15 protein-coding genes are annotated in these 14,918 nt (G+C 59.8%); 8 read left to right on the forward strand and 7 right to left on the reverse strand.

The features are described from left to right. Window positions 1-52: 52 nt before the first annotated feature. A complete protein-coding gene (locus LOY68_RS22565) occupies window positions 53-820 on the forward strand; it encodes a DODA-type extradiol aromatic ring-opening family dioxygenase (RefSeq protein WP_265040010.1) in 768 nt (255 codons plus the stop codon). Window positions 821-1,033: 213 nt separating this feature from the next. Here LOY68_RS22565 and LOY68_RS22570 read toward each other — a convergent pair whose 3' ends face one another. Then, a complete protein-coding gene (locus LOY68_RS22570; RefSeq protein ID WP_054052043.1) occupies window positions 1,034-2,707 on the reverse strand; it encodes a DEAD/DEAH box helicase in 1,674 nt (557 codons plus the stop codon). A 421-nt stretch (window positions 2,708-3,128) separates the two neighbouring features. Between LOY68_RS22570 and LOY68_RS22575 the strand changes: the two genes are divergently transcribed. Continuing rightward, window positions 3,129-3,920: a crotonase/enoyl-CoA hydratase family protein gene (locus LOY68_RS22575; RefSeq protein ID WP_265040015.1), complete on the forward strand. Its 792-nt coding sequence runs from the start codon at window positions 3,129-3,131 to the stop codon at window positions 3,918-3,920. Window positions 3,921-4,024: 104 nt separating this feature from the next. Here the strand turns inward: LOY68_RS22575 and LOY68_RS22580 are convergent, their stop codons facing one another. Continuing rightward, a complete protein-coding gene (locus LOY68_RS22580; RefSeq protein ID WP_054052041.1) occupies window positions 4,025-4,780 on the reverse strand; it encodes a spermidine synthase in 756 nt (251 codons plus the stop codon). Between the two features lie 146 nt (window positions 4,781-4,926). Between LOY68_RS22580 and LOY68_RS22585 the strand changes: the two genes are divergently transcribed. Beyond that, window positions 4,927-6,273 (forward strand): class II 3-deoxy-7-phosphoheptulonate synthase, encoded by a 1,347-nt coding sequence (locus LOY68_RS22585; RefSeq protein ID WP_163913213.1) that lies wholly within the window; start codon window positions 4,927-4,929, stop codon window positions 6,271-6,273. Window positions 6,274-6,360: 87 nt separating this feature from the next. On the opposite strand, the gene LOY68_RS22590 is transcribed toward LOY68_RS22585, so the two are convergent. Continuing rightward, window positions 6,361-7,590, reverse strand: coding sequence for a winged helix-turn-helix domain-containing protein (locus tag LOY68_RS22590; protein WP_265040018.1), 1,230 nt, complete (start codon window positions 7,588-7,590; stop codon window positions 6,361-6,363). Window positions 7,591-7,654: 64 nt separating this feature from the next. After that, window positions 7,655-7,870 carry a DUF1127 domain-containing protein gene (locus LOY68_RS22595; RefSeq protein WP_054052224.1) on the reverse strand — a complete coding sequence of 72 codons (216 nt, stop codon included), beginning with the start codon at window positions 7,868-7,870 and terminating at the stop codon, window positions 7,655-7,657. 96 nt (window positions 7,871-7,966) lie between these two features. Here LOY68_RS22595 and LOY68_RS22600 point away from each other — a divergent pair, with 96 nt between their 5' ends. Beyond that, window positions 7,967-8,821 carry a LysR substrate-binding domain-containing protein gene (locus tag LOY68_RS22600; RefSeq protein ID WP_265040020.1) on the forward strand — a complete coding sequence of 285 codons (855 nt, stop codon included), beginning with the start codon at window positions 7,967-7,969 and terminating at the stop codon, window positions 8,819-8,821. Here LOY68_RS22600 and LOY68_RS22605 read toward each other — a convergent pair. Then, on the reverse strand, window positions 8,811-9,545 hold the full coding sequence (locus tag LOY68_RS22605) for a sulfite exporter TauE/SafE family protein (RefSeq protein ID WP_265040022.1): 735 nt from the start codon (window positions 9,543-9,545) through the stop codon (window positions 8,811-8,813). The genes LOY68_RS22600 and LOY68_RS22605 overlap by 11 nt on opposite strands. 125 nt (window positions 9,546-9,670) lie before the next feature. Here LOY68_RS22605 and LOY68_RS22610 point away from each other — a divergent pair, with 125 nt between their 5' ends. From LOY68_RS22610 to LOY68_RS22630, 4 genes are all read left to right on the forward strand, one after another. Further along, on the forward strand, window positions 9,671-10,627 hold the full coding sequence (locus tag LOY68_RS22610; protein WP_265040024.1) for a LysR family transcriptional regulator: 957 nt from the start codon (window positions 9,671-9,673) through the stop codon (window positions 10,625-10,627). 69 nt (window positions 10,628-10,696) lie between these two features. Next, entirely contained in the window at window positions 10,697-11,158 is a 462-nt protein-coding gene (locus LOY68_RS22615; protein WP_054614075.1) for a MarR family winged helix-turn-helix transcriptional regulator, read from the forward strand. 340 nt (window positions 11,159-11,498) lie between these two features. Further along, a complete protein-coding gene (locus tag LOY68_RS22625; RefSeq protein ID WP_054052028.1) occupies window positions 11,499-11,918 on the forward strand; it encodes an organic hydroperoxide resistance protein in 420 nt (139 codons plus the stop codon). A 33-nt stretch (window positions 11,919-11,951) separates the two neighbouring features. Next, entirely contained in the window at window positions 11,952-12,965 is a 1,014-nt protein-coding gene (locus tag LOY68_RS22630; protein ID WP_265040026.1) for an alpha/beta hydrolase, read from the forward strand. Window positions 12,966-13,120: 155 nt separating this feature from the next. On the opposite strand, the gene LOY68_RS22635 is transcribed toward LOY68_RS22630, so the two are convergent. Together LOY68_RS22635 and earP are read right to left on the reverse strand one after the other, a co-directional pair. Then, a complete protein-coding gene (locus LOY68_RS22635) occupies window positions 13,121-13,690 on the reverse strand; it encodes an elongation factor P (RefSeq protein ID WP_007943632.1) in 570 nt (189 codons plus the stop codon). A gap of 48 nt (window positions 13,691-13,738) precedes the next feature. Further along, window positions 13,739-14,896 carry an elongation factor P maturation arginine rhamnosyltransferase EarP gene (gene earP / locus LOY68_RS22640; protein ID WP_265040039.1) on the reverse strand — a complete coding sequence of 386 codons (1,158 nt, stop codon included), beginning with the start codon at window positions 14,894-14,896 and terminating at the stop codon, window positions 13,739-13,741. Window positions 14,897-14,918 lie beyond the last annotated feature (22 nt).

Here is a 14,918-nt window from a genome sequence, read left to right on the forward strand (position 1 = left end):
GATCGATGATCTGACTGAAGATGACGCCATCTTACCCCTCAGGAGCTCATTCATGTTCCCCAGCCTGTACATATCCCATGGTTCGCCCATGTTGGCACTGGAACCGGGCGCCAGCGGCCCGGCCCTGGCGCGCCTGGCTGCAGAAATGCCGAAACCGAAAGCCATCGTGATCGTGTCTGCGCACTGGGAAAGCAACGAGCTGCTGGTCAGCGGCAATCCGCAACCTGACACCTGGCATGACTTCGGTGGCTTCCCCAAAGCCCTGTTCGACGTGCAATACCCGGCGCCCGGCGATCCACAACTGGCGGGCGAGGTGGTCGAGTTGCTGAAAGCCGATGGTCTGCCGGCGCGCATCGACGCCAAGCGGCCGTTTGATCACGGGGTCTGGGTGCCGTTGTCATTGATGTACCCACAGGCCGATATTCCAGTGGTGCAAGTCTCACTGCCGACCCGTGGCGGCCCGGCCCTGCAAACCCGTGTCGGTCATGCCCTGGCCAGCCTGCGTGAACACGGCGTGCTGTTGATCGGCTCCGGCAGCATCACCCACAACCTGCGCGAACTGGACTGGCATGCCGGCCCGGAGAGCGTTGAGCCATGGGCCAAGGCGTTCCGCGACTGGATGATTGAGAAACTCGCTGCCAATGACGAGGCCGCGCTGCATGATTATCGTCAGCAGGCGCCGAATGCTGTGCGCAACCATCCGAGTGATGAGCATTTGCTGCCGCTGTACTTTGCTCGCGGGGCCGGGGGTGAGTTCGGGATTGCGCACCAGGGGTTCACCATGGGGGCGCTGGGGATGGATATTTACCGGTTTGGCTGATCGGTAGACCGAGTTGCCCTCATTCGCGAGCAAGCCCGCTCCCACAGGGATCTCCAGTGAACACAACATCTGTGTATTACAGAGATCCCCTGTGGGAGCGGGCTTGCTCGCGAAGGGCGCGACTCGATCTCCAGCCAAACACAAACAGCAGGCAAAAAAATCCCCGAACCAGTCGGGGATTTTTTATGTGCGATCAATCAGCCCGAGAGCGGATTAATCTTCGCGGTAGCGACGCAGCTTCAACTGCTTGCCAGCAACGCGAGTGTCCTTCAGTTTGGTCAGGAGTTTTTCCAGACCATCTTCCGGCAGCTCGACGAGGCTGAAGCTGTCACGCACCTGGATGCGACCGATTGCTTCGCGAGCCAGGCCACCTTCGTTCAGGATAGCGCCCAGCAGGTTCTTGGCAGCAATACCATCACGCGCACCCAGCGCGGTACGGCAACGAGCACGGCCTTCAGCCAATGGAACCGGAGCACGACGCTCACGATCACCACGGTCCGGACGATCACCGGTACGCTCTGGACGATCGCCACGTGGTGCGTTGTTCGGCACCAGTGGACGTTCTTTCTCGATTGCAGCCAGGGTCAACGCCTGAGCGTTGGTGGCTTTGCGCAACAGAGCAGCGGCCAGGGCACGCGGGGTGCAACCGATGTCGGCGGTCAGGCGATCAAGCAGATCACCGTGAGTCGATTCGGCATCAGCTACCAGCGGCGACAGGCTGTTGGTCAACTTCTTGATGCGGGCATCAAGAACAGCTTGAGCGTCCGGCAGGCGAACTTCGGCAACCTTTTGACCGGTTACACGCTCGATCACTTGCAGCATGCGGCGCTCACGTGGAGTCACCAGCAGCAGTGCACGACCTTCGCGACCAGCACGGCCAGTACGGCCGATACGGTGAACGTAGGATTCCGGGTCGTACGGCATATCAACGTTGAACACGTGAGTGATGCGCGGAACGTCCAGGCCACGAGCAGCTACGTCGGTCGCAACAACGATGTCCAGACGGCCATCCTTGAGGGATTCGATGACGCGCTCACGTTGGTTCTGGGCGATGTCACCGTTCAGCGCAGCGGCTTTGTAGCCTTTGGCTTCCAGGGCACTGGCCAGGTCCAGGGTCGCTTGCTTGGTGCGCACGAACATGATCAGGGCGTCGAAGTCTTCAACTTCCAGCAGGCTCAATACAGCCGAGGTCTTCTGGTCAGCATGAACCAACAGGTGAGCCTGTTCGATCGCGGTAACGGTCTGAGTCTTGGTCTGGATCTTCACGTGCTGCGGATCACGCAGGTGACGCTCGGCAATGGCACGGATCGACTGCGGCAGGGTCGCCGAGAACAATACGGTCTGACGGGTTGGTGGCAGAGCCTTGAAGATAACTTCGAGGTCGTCCATGAAACCCAGTTTGAGCATTTCGTCCGCTTCGTCGAGAACCAGGTGGTTCACGGTCGACAGGACTTTTTCGTCACGACGCAGGTGGTCGCACAGACGACCCGGAGTGGCGACAACGATCTGTGCGCCATTACGGATTGCTTTCAGTTGTGGGCCCATAGGGGCGCCGCCGTAAACGGCCACAACGGTAACGCCCGGCATTTGCTTGGCGTAGGTTTCGAAAGCGGTTGCTACTTGCAGCGCCAACTCACGGGTTGGCGCCAGGATCAGGGCTTGCGGCTCGCGCTTGGCAGGATCGATGCGATGCAGGATAGGCAGTGCGAACGCGGCGGTTTTACCGGTACCGGTTTGCGCCTGGCCAATCATGTCGTGGCCGGCCATGATGATCGGGATCGATTGCTGCTGAATAGCCGAAGGTTCTTCGTAGCCGGTCGCAATGACGGCTGCAAGAATATTCGGATTAAGATTAAAAGCGGCGAAGCCGCCGGTTTCCTGGGTCATGGGTCTGCCTCTAAGTGCATCCGCAAAGACCCATGCTCCAAAGCTGCGCATGCCGTGTAAGACTCAAGAGTCGCCCTGGCTGCTTTGTCGGCGGGGATTTGCGAAAACGAATGAATGAAAAAGATTCGTCAAGGGAGAGTCCGCTGTGCGGACGTGCAGCCGAAGCTGACTTCGGGGAATTGCGCTACCTAAACGCGGCCCGGTTAAAGGCCGGCGCGCACTATACCGGAATTCGGCCAAAAAGGGAGCATTATTTGTCGGAAAACTGACGTATATACCGTTGTGTCACAGGCTTTGCGGATAATCGTGCAACGGTCTATTTTTCAAAGGCCCGGCCCTGCTGGTGATGGCGCTAAAACGGTTCACCCCTGTGACGCAGACCTTCGGTCTGACCTCCCCTTCCCGCCCGAGGAAATGCCCCATGAATCAGACCGTTTCCAGCCGTGTCAGCCGTGAACGACGTGGTCATGTCTTGTTACTTGGCCTGGACCGGGTCGCCAAGCGCAACGCCTTCGACCTGGATCTGCTCAACGAGCTGAGCCTGGCCTACGGCGAGTTCGAGGCCGACAGCGAGGCTCGGGTCGCGGTGGTGTTCGGCCATGGCGAGCATTTCACCGCCGGGCTCGACCTGATCGATGCCAGCGCCGCCCTCGCCGAAGGCTGGCAGGCACCGCCCGGCGGCTGTGATCCATGGGGCGTGTTCGCCGGGCCACGGGTGAGCAAACCGGTGATCGTCGCCGCGCAAGGCTACTGCCTGACCATCGGCATCGAGTTGATGCTGGCCGCCGACATCAACCTCTGCGCCAGCAACACCCGTTTCGCCCAGATGGAAGTGCAGCGCGGGATCTTCCCGTTCGGCGGTGCCACGTTGCGCCTGCATCAGGTCGCCGGTTGGGGCAACGCCATGCGCTGGCTGCTGACCGGCGATGAATTCGATGCCCATGACGCGTTGCGCCTGGGATTGGTCCAGGAAGTCATGGCCAGCGAGGATCTGTTGCCGAGGGCGATTGAACTGGCGGAGCGCATCGCCCGGCAGGCGCCACTGGGGGTTCAGGCGACGTTGATGTCGGCCAGACAGGCGCGTTATGAAGGAGAGACTGCGGCGGCGCAGGCGTTGCCGCCGATGGTGAAGAAGTTGCTGGCCAGCGAGGACGCCAAGGAAGGTGTGCGATCGATGATCGAGAAGCGACCGGGCGTATTCAAAGGGGTTTGAGGTTTGCGGATATTGCCTTCGCGGGCAAGCCTCGCTCCTACAGGTCATGCGCAACCATTGTAGGAGCGAGGCTTGCCCGCGAAGAGGCCCTCACAGGCACCACATCAAGTCGCTGGTCGAATCGCCTTGATCAACGACAGCAACGAATACCCCAACCGCGGCGCCAGACCTTCGGCCCGGGCAATCAGGCTGTCCATGTCCAGTTCCTGATCCAGCTCCGACGGCACGATCAGGATCACGTTGCCCTCCTTCACCGGCAGTTCCCAGTAATGCCGATGGTAGAGCCCGCGAAACAATGCCGCCCCCAGCGGTTTACCGTCGTCGGTGGCCCACTGATTGATCACCAGCCAGCCACCCGGATTCAGGCGTTTCTGACAGTTTTCCAGAAAGCTCCAGGCCAGATGCCCGACGCCCGGCCCGACATCGGTATAGAGGTCGACGAAAATCAGGTCCGCCGGCTCAGCCGTTTCCAGCAACTCCAGCGCATCGCCAACGCGGATATACAGTCGCGGATCGTCATCCAGCCCGAGGTATTCGATGGCCAGGCGCGGCACGTCGGGACGCAGCTCAATGGCTTCGACGTCTTCCAGCGGCAGGAACTTGAGGCAGGCCTGGGTCAGCGTACCGGCGCCGAGACCAAGGAACAGCGCGCTTTCCGGCTGCTCGTGGCACAACGCACCGATCAGCATGGCGCGGGTGTAGTCGTACTCCAACCAGCTCGGGTCAGCAGTGAACACGCAGCTTTGCTCGATGGCGTCGCCGAATTCGAGAAAACGGTAATCGGCCACTTCCAGCACGCGAATCACGCCGAACTCATCCTGTACCTCGGCGAGCAGATGCTCGACGCGCTCCTCAGTCATTTCGTCTCCAGATCGTCACCGGGCCCGGCAACCAATACACCGCAACATGAAGCGGCAAAGGCGCGATTGTCCGCGAAGCGACGGGAACAGGTCACGCACTAATTGCTGATAACATAAGGACCCGTGCGTAAACACTAGAGACCGTGATGAGCCAACCCTGGAGCCCTGACAGCTGGCGTGCCCTGCCGATCCAGCAACAACCCCGCTACCCCGACGCCGCGCATTTGCTGCACGTCGAGCAAACCCTGGCCAGCTATCCGCCGCTGGTGTTTGCCGGTGAAGCCCGGGAGTTGCGCCGTCAGTTTGCCGAAGTGACCCAGGGCCGCGCGTTTCTGTTGCAGGGCGGCGACTGCGCCGAAAGCTTCGCCGAGTTCTCCGCCGCGAAGATCCGCGACACCTTTAAAGTGCTGCTGCAAATGGCGATCGTCATGACCTTCGCCGCCGGTTGTCCGGTGGTCAAGGTCGGGCGCATGGCCGGCCAGTTCGCCAAACCGCGTTCGGCGAATGACGAAACCATCGACGGCGTAACCTTGCCGGCCTACCGTGGCGACATCGTCAACGGCATCGGTTTCGACGAAAAAAGCCGCGTGCCGGATCCGGAACGCCTGCTGCAGTCCTATCACCAGTCCACCGCGACCCTGAACCTGCTGCGCGCCTTTGCCCAGGGCGGTTTTGCCGACCTTCATCAAGTGCACAAATGGAATCTGGATTTCATCGCCAACTCGGCCCTGGCCGAGAAGTACAGCCACTTGGCCGACCGCATCGATGAAACCCTGGCCTTCATGCGCGCCTGCGGCATGGACAGTTCGCCGCAACTGCGCGAAACCAGCTTCTTCACCGCCCACGAAGCGCTGCTGCTGAACTACGAACAAGCCTTCGTGCGTCGCGACAGCCTGACCAATGATTACTACGATTGCTCGGCCCACATGCTGTGGATCGGCGACCGCACCCGCCAGCTTGACGGCGCACACGTGGAATTCCTGCGTGGGGTGAACAACCCTATCGGGGTGAAAGTCGGCCCGAGCATGAACCCGGAAGACTTGATTCGACTGATCGACGTGCTCAACCCGGACAACGACCCAGGCCGCTTGAACCTGATCGCGCGGATGGGCGCAAACAAGGTCGGCGATCACTTGCCACAACTGATCCGTGCCGTGGAACGTGAAGGCAAGAAAGTGCTGTGGAGTTCCGACCCGATGCACGGCAATACCATCAAGGCCAGCAGCGGCTACAAGACCCGCGACTTTGCGCAGATCCTCGGCGAAGTGAAGCAGTTCTTCCAGGTGCACGAAGCGGAAGGCACCTATGCCGGCGGTATCCACATCGAAATGACCGGGCAGAACGTCACCGAGTGCATTGGCGGCGCGCGGCCGATTACTGAAGACGGGTTGTCGGATCGGTATCACACCCATTGCGATCCGCGGATGAATGCCGATCAGTCGCTGGAATTGGCGTTTTTGATTGCCGAGACGTTGAAGCAGGTTCGGCGCTAAACCGCGTCGCGTCCTTCGCGAGCAAGCCCGCTCCCACATTTGGAATGCGATCCATGTGGGAGCGGGCTTGCTCGCGAAGGCGCCCGCTCAATCACCGACAATTTGTGCCAATGCCACCCTCAACCGATCCGCACTCACCCGCTGACAATTCAACTGCACCCGCTCCAACCCCAGCCAATCCGCCATCTGCCGCAAATTGACCGCCAACGCCAGCATCCCCGCCTCATCCAGCCCTGGCTCCTCCTCATGCACGGCATGCACTGCCAATCGGCCAAGCGCCCGCTCCGCCCGCAGATCAACTCGCGCGGCAATCCGCTCATTGTGCAAAAACGGCAGCACGTAATAGCCGAAGACCCGCTTGTCCTGCGGCGTGTAAATCTCCAGCCGATAGCGAAAATCGAACAAGCGCTCAGTGCGGCTGCGTTCCCAGATCAGCGAATCAAACGGCGACAGCAAAGCGCTGGCGTCGACCTTGCGCGGCACTTTGGGCTCGGGCAGGCAGTAGGCCGGTTGGCGCCAGCCTTGCACTTCGCAGGCCAGCAACTCTCCGTGCTCGACCAGTTCCGCCAATCGCAACCGACTGTCGGCCGGATTCAATCGAAAATAGTCGCGCAAATCCTTTTCCGTGCCGACTCCCAACGCCGTCGCCGCATGCAATAACAACCCGCGCTGAGCCTCGGCTTCGGTGAGCAAAGGCTGCTGGAGAATCGCCGAAGGAATCACCCGCTCCGGCAAATCATAGAGTCGCTCGAAGCCACGCCGCCCGGCGACGGTTACTTCACCGGCGGCAAACAACCATTCCAGCGCATGCTTTTCGGCGCTCCAGTCCCACCACGGTCCGGCCCGTTCCTGACGGGTCGACAGGCTTCCCGCACCCAACGCGCCCAGTTCTTCAACGGATGCCAGCACCCGACGAATCGTGTCCTGTTGCTCACGACCGAAACGCGCCAATTGCTGATAAATGTCTTCGCCACGGGTCGCGCGCTGCATGCGCCAGCGCATCAATGGATACATGGACAACGGCAACAGCGAAGCTTCATGGCCCCAATATTCGAACAACGTGCGTCGCCGGCCCTGACTCCAGGCAGCCTGGTCGAGCAAATCGGATGAGTAGTTACCAAGACGGGAAAACAACGGAAGGTAGTGCGAACGCACTAACGCATTGACGGAGTCGATCTGCAAGATGCCCAGGCGTTCGATCAGCCGGTTGAGCTGCACCGGTTTGATCGCCGCTGGCGGCTGGCGCCCGTTGAACCCTTGGGCAGCCAGTGCCAGACGTCGAGCCTGTTTGATGGAAAAGGACAGCGTTGCGGGCATGAGCATCTCCTTGTCTGCTCGCAACCTACCTCACCAGAGAGGGGTTTGTGTAGCAATGGCCTCATCATTTATGCATCGGATCGTCCCAGAACGGCCGGATCGACTCGTGCTCGACATCCGCACGACTCACACCAATGTCCTTCAGCGCTTCATCGCTCAGGCTCGCCAACAGCTCGCGTTCGCGGTGAAGTTCGTACCAGCGGCTAAACTTGTGCAGCAGATCCGAAACAGCGTGGATTGAGAATTTTTCTGACGTTACATGCTCGTGTTGACCTTTCATCATGTTGCCCTCCTTTAGGGATGGCTCAAGTCTCGCGCCAGAGCTAAGATCAATCCAACGAATGTTTCTGATGGTATGCATCTCGGAGATTGATGAATGTCAGCTTTCCCCACTATTGATACCGATGTGCTGCGTACCTTTGTCGCGATTGCCGATCAGGGCGGTTTTACCCGCGCCGGCGAATTGGTCAACCGCACGCAATCTGCGGTGAGCATGCAGATGAAACGCCTGGAAGAAGACGTGTTGCAGCGCCAGCTGTTTGAACGTGACGGGCGCCAGGTCAAGCTGACCGCCGAAGGCCAGGTGCTGCTCGGCTATGCCCGGCGCATCCTCAAACTGCACAGTGAAGTGTTCAATACCCTGCGTGAACCGCACATGGTCGGCACGGTGCGCATCGGCACGCCGGATGATTACGTGATGCGGTTTCTGCCGGGGATCCTGTCGCGCTTCGCCAAGTTCTATCCGCTGATCCAGATCGAAGTTCACTGCGAATCGACCAAGCAATTGTTGCAGCGCCAAGATCTGGACTTGTCGATCGTGACCCGCGAGCCTGGCACCGAGATCGGCCAGTTGCTGCGCAAGGAGCGTTTTGTCTGGGCCGAGGCGCAATGTTTCAGCGCCCACGAGCAGACGCCGCTGCCGCTGGCAATGTTCAACAGTGATTGTTTCTGCCGGTTGTGGGCGTGCAATGCCCTCGACGCGATGGGCCGTGATTACCGCATCGCCTACAACAGTTCGAGCCTGTCGGCACTGATGGCCGTGGTCAGCGCCGGCCTGGCGGTGACTGCGCAACTGGAAAGCCTGATCACCCCGGACATGCGCATCCTCGGCGCCGCCGAAGACCTGCCGCTGTTGCCCGAGGCCAGCATCATGCTGGTGCGCAACCTGCACAACCCGTCGCCGATCACCGAATGCCTGGCCGAGCACATCGTCGAAGGCTTCAAACTTTAAGGGCGAGCATCACCGCGCAGAACACCAGGAAACCGCAAAACAGCCCGCGCAACAGCCTCTCCGGCAAGGCGTGGGCGATTTTCACACCCCAACTGATGCTCATCAGACCGCCAATCGCCAATGGCAAACCGATCATCCAGTTCACCTCATGGTGTACCGCGTAAGTCACCAGGGTCACCCCGGTGCTCGGCAATGCCAGCGCCAGCGACAAACCCTGGGCAACCACTTGAGTAGTGCCGAACAGACTGGTCAGCACCGGCGTTGCCACCACCGCGCCACCGACGCCAAACAACCCGCCCATGGTTCCGGATGCTGCGCCCAGCACACCCAGCCACGGCCATGAATAATTCATCTGCGAAGTCGCCGGTGCGTTGGCGGTGAACATGCGCACCAGGTTGTAGGTGGACAAGGCCACGAGGAACGCGACGAAGCCGATGCGCATGGTTTGCGCATCGATGCCCACGGCCCAGATCGAACCGATCCACGCGAAACAGAACCCCATCGAGGCCAATGGCAATGCATGGCGCAATTCGATGCGATTGCGCTGGTGATAGCGCCACAGCGCCAGCATCACGTTCGGCACCACCATCACCAGCGCCGTGCCTTGGGCCAACTGCTGGTCCAGACCGCAGAGCACGCCAAGCAGCGGAATAGCCACCAGGCCACCGCCGATTCCGAACAAACCACCCAGGGTGCCAAGGGCCACGCCAAAGATCAGATACATCAAAAACTCAATCACAGGCCAATTCCCTCTTGTCAGGCGTTTCATCCTACGCAGTCGGACCTAGCGGGGAAACGCACAGCAACGCACAATGGCTGTGCCGATTTCGCACAAGCGCTGGTAAAACTATGAATCCCAATCAATTGACCGATCAACTTGGGCTGTTCCTCGACGTGCTCGAAACCGGGAGCTTTTCCGCCGCGTCCCGGCGTCATCCTCTGACGCCTTCAGCGGTGGCCCGGCGTATCGACAGTCTGGAAAGTGCAGTCGGCAGCCAGCTATTCCTGCGCAGCACCCACGCGGTGCGGGCGACGCCGGCGGGTTTGGCGTTTGCCGAACGGGCGCGGCGGATCGTGGCTGAACTGCGTCTGGCCCGGGCGGAAGCGGTGTCCCTCAGCAGTGCACCGGAAGGCTTGATTCGGGTGGATGCGCCCGCCGCATTCGGCCGCCGGCATCTGGCACCGGTCATCGCTGACTTTCTGATGTTGTACCCCGGTCTTGACGTGCAATTGCACCTGATCGACAGTTTTGTCGACATGCAGGGCTTGAACCTGGGCAAGGTCGACCTGGTGCTGCGTGCCGGGCAAATGGCCGACACCCGGCTGGTGGCCACGCCGCTGGCGAACATGGTGCGCATCGCTTGCGCCAGCCCCGATTATTTGAAACGCCGAGGCGTGCCGACCGATCCGTCGCAGTTAGTGGAACACGACGGCCTGGACTGGGATGGCCTCGCCCCGCCCTTCGCCTGGCGCTTCGAACAGGACGGGCGCATGCAACTGCACCGCCCGGCGCGGATTCGCATGAGCGCCAACAATGCCGAGGCACTGGTTTGCGGCGCACTGGCCGGACTCGGTATTGCGCATTTGCCGACGTGGCTGGCCAGTGAATACCTGCTGCGCGGCGAACTGCTGCCGCTGTTCTGCGAAAACGGCCTGCCGAAACCGGAAACCGCTGGCATTTACGCATTGCGTCTGGAGCAACAGGCCAGTTCCCGCAGTCGCCTGTTGCTGGAATACCTGAAGACCCGCTTCAGCCCGATTGCACCGTGGGATCTGGCCTTGCAAGGCAATCTGACCGGCTACTAGGCCAGAATTATCTGGCGCATTAAAGATTCGCCCGCTAGATTCATGACGATCACTGATCAAGGCTTTGACATGACCACCGAACGCAACACCCCGGACAACTGCGACGACCTGCTGCTGGACAATCAGGTCTGCTTCGCCCTGCATTCCACTTCGCTGCTGATGACCAAGGTCTACAAACCGTTGCTGCAAGCACTGGGCCTGACCTATCCGCAGTATCTGGCGATGATGGTGTTGTGGGAAAAGGATGGTTTGACCGTCGGTGAAATCAGCAACCGTCTGCTGACCGATCCGGGCTCGTTGACGCCGCTGCTCAAGCGCCTGGAAGTCGAAGGACTGCTCAGCCGCACCCGCAGCCGTGAAGATGAACGGGTGGTGATTGTCGAGCTGACCGAACAAGGCCGGGCGTTGCGCGACAAGGCGCGAGATATTCCGCAGTGCATTCTCGGCGCCAGTGGGCAGACGCTGGAGCAGTTGAAGAAACTGCAAAATGACCTGCAAGAACTGCGTAGCCACCTGCAAGACAGTCTCTAATACCCCCAAACACAGTAGATCCCTGTGGGAGCGGGCTTGCTCGCGAAGGCGGTGTGTCATTCAGCAATAATGTTGACTGATACAGCGCCTTCGCGAGCAAGCCCGCTCCCACACTAGTTTTGTGTTCGCCTTCAAAAAAATATTTCGCCCCTAAAATCCTGATCAAACCCTTCTAACTCAATAGTTTTCACACCCCTCGCCCGCCCACTCACCTCTCCTCACAAAACTTTTTCAAAAATTTATCTTGCGCGCTAAATATTCGCGAGCTACATTTATCTCGCAGTTACTTAGCGCACAAACATTTAGCGCAAATCACCCAAATCCGAATGAGGCTCACACCATGCAAACTCTCTACACCGCAATCGCAACTTCCACCGGTGGCCGTGATGGTCGTGCGGTTTCCAGCGACAACATCCTCGACGTCAAACTCGCTACCCCGAAAGAACTTGGCGGTGCGGGCGGCGCGGCGACCAACCCTGAGCAACTGTTCGCAGCCGGCTACTCCGCCTGCTTCATCGGCGCGCTGAAATTCGTGGCCAGTCAGACCAAACGCAGCATCCCGAACGACGCTTCGATCACTGCCCATGTCGGCATCGGCCAGATCCCTGGCGGTTTCGGTCTGGACATCGACTTGCACATCAGCCTGCCGGGCCTGGATCAAGCTGACGCGCAATCCCTGGTCGATGCGGCTCACCAGGTCTGCCCGTACTCCAACGCCACCCGTGGCAACGTCGAAGTGCGCCTGCACGTCACCGTCTAACCGCTGATTCCCAGGCCCGAACAGGAAACGACCATGAACACGTTCAGCAAAGTCTTGACCGGTACCCTTCTCGCCCTCTCCGTCCACAGCGCATTCGCGGGCGATGGGGTTGAACACAACACCCAGGCGTTCCTCGATGTACTGAATGCCGGCACCGATAAGCCGATGGAGCAACTCACGCCCAAAGAAGCCCGCGCGGTGCTGGTGGGTGCGCAAGCCGGGGTGAAGCTGACGCTGCCAAAAGCCGATGTCAGCCAGAAGACCATTCAAGTCGATGGCCAACTGATCAGCCTGACCATCGTCCGGCCGGCCGGGGTCAAGGGTGAGCTGCCGGTGTTCATGTTCTTCCACGGCGGTGGTTGGGTGCTGGGGGATTTCCCGACCCACGAACGCCTGGTTCGGGATCTGGTGGTGGGTTCGGGTGCGGCGGCGGTGTTCGTCAATTACACGCCGTCGCCGGAAGCGCATTACCCGGTGGCGATCAATCAGGCCTACGCCGCGACCAAGTGGGTGGCCGAGCACGGTAAAGAGATCAACGTCGACGGCAAACGCCTGGCGGTGGCCGGCAACAGCGTCGGTGGCAACATGGCCGCGGTGGTTGCGTTGATGGCCAAAGACAAAGGCACGCCGGCGATCAAGTTCCAGGTGCTGTTGTGGCCGGTGACGGATGCCAGCTTCGAAACCGCGTCTTACAACCAGTTTGCCGAGGGGCACTTCCTCACCAAAAACATGATGAAGTGGTTCTGGGACAACTACACCACCGACGCCAATCAGCGGAACGAGATCTACGCGTCACCGTTGCGGGCAACCACGGCGCAACTCAAAGGCCTCCCGCCAGCGCTGGTGCAGACCGCGGGTGCTGATGTGCTGCGCGATGAAGGCGAGGCCTATGCACGCAAACTCGACGAGGCTGGCGTGCCGGTCACGGCGGTTCGCTACAACGGCATGATCCACGATTATGGTTTGTTGAACGTGGTGAGCCAGGTGCCAGCGGTGCGTTCGGCGATGCTGCAAGCGTCTGAAGAACTCAAGCAACACCTGAAATAAAGCAAAAGATCGCAGCCTCGTTTCACTCGACAGCTCCTACAAGGGTTTTGCATTCCCCTGTAGGAGCTGTCGAGTGAAACGAGGCTGCGATCATTTGATCTTGGCACAAAAAAGCCCGACTCAATGGTCGGGCTTTTTCATTCCTGAAGCTGTGCTTATTTAGCACGGCCTTTGTAGGAACCGCCTTCGCGGGTATCGATCTCGATCATGTCGCCGATTTCGATGAAGTCAGCAACCGACAGTTCGGTACCGTTCTTCAGTTTGGCAGGCTTCATCACCTTGCCGGAAGTGTCGCCGCGAGCGGAACCTTCGGTGTAGTCAACCTGACGCACGATAGTGGTCGGCAGTTCTACGGAAACCAGACGCTCTTCGAAGAAGATCGCTTCGCAAACATCGGTCATGCCTTCTTCAACGAAAGGCAGAACGGCTTCGATGTCTTCAGCGTTCAGCTCGTACATGGTGTAGTCAGTGGTGTCCATGAACGTGTAGGTGTCGCCGCTGATGAAGGACAGGGTCGCTTCTTTGCGGTCGAGGATTACGTCGTCCAGTTTGTCGTCAGCGCTGTAAACGATCTCGGTCTTGTAACCGGTCAGCAGGTTCTTCAGCTTGGTCTTCATGATCGCGCTGTTACGACCGGACTTGGTGAATTCAGCTTTCTGAACCAGCCAAGGATCGTTTTCGAGACGGATCACGGTACCGGGTTTCAGTTCTTTACCAGTTTTCATTGCGAATATCCGAATTTGGATGGGATTTACAAAAATCTAGGCCGCGTATCATATCCAATTTACATAAAACTGTACCAGCGCTGCGGCAAGATCCGCCTGCAAGGCTTGTTCCAGACACCACGCCTCGGCGTGTTTTTGCAGCTCTGGCCAGTGTTTGCGGGTCGCCAGCCATTGGTCGGCGATGTCTTGGCCGGCATTCCATGCGCGCCAAAGACCGCTGATTGCCTCTGCGGCAGGCGCCGACAAGCCTTTTGTATAGAGCGCGAGGAACGCTTCAAGCTTGTCGAGGTGGATATCTTCGTCTTGCTGATAGATGTGCCAGAGCAGCGGCCGACCGGCCCATTGGGCACGCACGAAGGAATCTTCGCCGCGCACGGCATTGAAATCGCAGCTCCAGAGCAAGTGATCATATTGATCCTGTCGGACGAACGGCAGCACCTGCACGGTCAAGGCATTGCGCACATGCAGCGCTCCCGCCACCAGGCCGTTCACGCCGAGCCAGCGTTCAACGTCACCGAGAATCCGCCCTTCTGGTACCAGCAGATGCGTGGGCGCAGAGTCGGCGGCGAGTGTGTCGAGCCAGCTCGCCAGCCCGGTGTTCTCGTAGGCAAACAGCGAGATCAATTGTGCAGCGGGCGCTGGATCAATCCCCAAGCCTTGCAGGAATTCGCGCCGGGCTTCGGGGTTTTGCTGAAATTGCCGACGCCGCTCCAGCAATCCGGTTTCCCGCAGCAAGCCGCCGGTGCCCTTCTGGAACCCCGGAAAGAAGAAGAACTTCTGCACGCTCTTGTACTTCACCGACGGCAAGCCGTGGCAGCCGACGACCCAGTCTTCGGCGCTCAGATAATCCAGGTTCATCCACAACGGCGGTGTTTCCCGCGCGGCCATGGCGTCCATGTACGGGCTCGGCAATTGGCAGGCGAACGCAGCGATCACCACGTCAGCGGCCTCCACCGGTTGCCATTCGGCCGGCCATTGCCGCACCTCGACACCCTGCTGCCATTGCTGCGGCGCGTGGATGTCGATCTCGGGGCACAGGCGTTCGAAGGCCCGCAGGTCGTCGACCCACAGGCGAACGTCTACTGCATGTTCGGCCACCAGTTGACGGGCCAGGCGCCAGGTCACACCGATGTCGCCAAAGTTGTCGACCACGGTGCAAAAAATGTCCCAGCGCCCGCGGTTTTTCATTTGAGGCAGTTCAGGCATTAAAGGCTCCCGTTGGCAAAGG

This window comes from Pseudomonas sp. B21-053, from assembly GCF_026016365.1.
Classification (GTDB): domain Bacteria; phylum Pseudomonadota; class Gammaproteobacteria; order Pseudomonadales; family Pseudomonadaceae; genus Aquipseudomonas; species Aquipseudomonas nunensis.

Excerpts from the sequence above, each read along its gene's own strand:
- LOY68_RS22610 (WP_265040024.1), top strand. The coding sequence starts at position 9,671 with ATGAATCCCAATCAATTGACCGATCAACTTGGGCTGTTCCTCGACGTG.
- LOY68_RS22575 (WP_265040015.1), top strand. The coding sequence starts at position 3,129 with ATGAATCAGACCGTTTCCAGCCGTGTCAGCCGTGAACGACGTGGTCAT.
- LOY68_RS22615 (WP_054614075.1), top strand. The coding sequence starts at position 10,697 with ATGACCACCGAACGCAACACCCCGGACAACTGCGACGACCTGCTGCTG.
- LOY68_RS22590 (WP_265040018.1), bottom strand. The coding sequence starts at position 7,590 with ATGCCCGCAACGCTGTCCTTTTCCATCAAACAGGCTCGACGTCTGGCA.
- LOY68_RS22570 (WP_054052043.1), bottom strand. The coding sequence starts at position 2,707 with ATGACCCAGGAAACCGGCGGCTTCGCCGCTTTTAATCTTAATCCGAAT.
- LOY68_RS22625 (WP_054052028.1), top strand. The coding sequence starts at position 11,499 with ATGCAAACTCTCTACACCGCAATCGCAACTTCCACCGGTGGCCGTGAT.
- LOY68_RS22635 (WP_007943632.1), bottom strand. The coding sequence starts at position 13,690 with ATGAAAACTGGTAAAGAACTGAAACCCGGTACCGTGATCCGTCTCGAA.
- LOY68_RS22630 (WP_265040026.1), top strand. The coding sequence starts at position 11,952 with ATGAACACGTTCAGCAAAGTCTTGACCGGTACCCTTCTCGCCCTCTCC.
- LOY68_RS22565 (WP_265040010.1), top strand. The coding sequence starts at position 53 with ATGTTCCCCAGCCTGTACATATCCCATGGTTCGCCCATGTTGGCACTG.
- LOY68_RS22580 (WP_054052041.1), bottom strand. The coding sequence starts at position 4,780 with ATGACTGAGGAGCGCGTCGAGCATCTGCTCGCCGAGGTACAGGATGAG.
- LOY68_RS22595 (WP_054052224.1), bottom strand. The coding sequence starts at position 7,870 with ATGAAAGGTCAACACGAGCATGTAACGTCAGAAAAATTCTCAATCCAC.
- LOY68_RS22600 (WP_265040020.1), top strand. The coding sequence starts at position 7,967 with ATGTCAGCTTTCCCCACTATTGATACCGATGTGCTGCGTACCTTTGTC.
- LOY68_RS22605 (WP_265040022.1), bottom strand. The coding sequence starts at position 9,545 with ATGTATCTGATCTTTGGCGTGGCCCTTGGCACCCTGGGTGGTTTGTTC.
- LOY68_RS22585 (WP_163913213.1), top strand. The coding sequence starts at position 4,927 with ATGAGCCAACCCTGGAGCCCTGACAGCTGGCGTGCCCTGCCGATCCAG.
- earP (WP_265040039.1), bottom strand. The coding sequence starts at position 14,896 with ATGCCTGAACTGCCTCAAATGAAAAACCGCGGGCGCTGGGACATTTTT.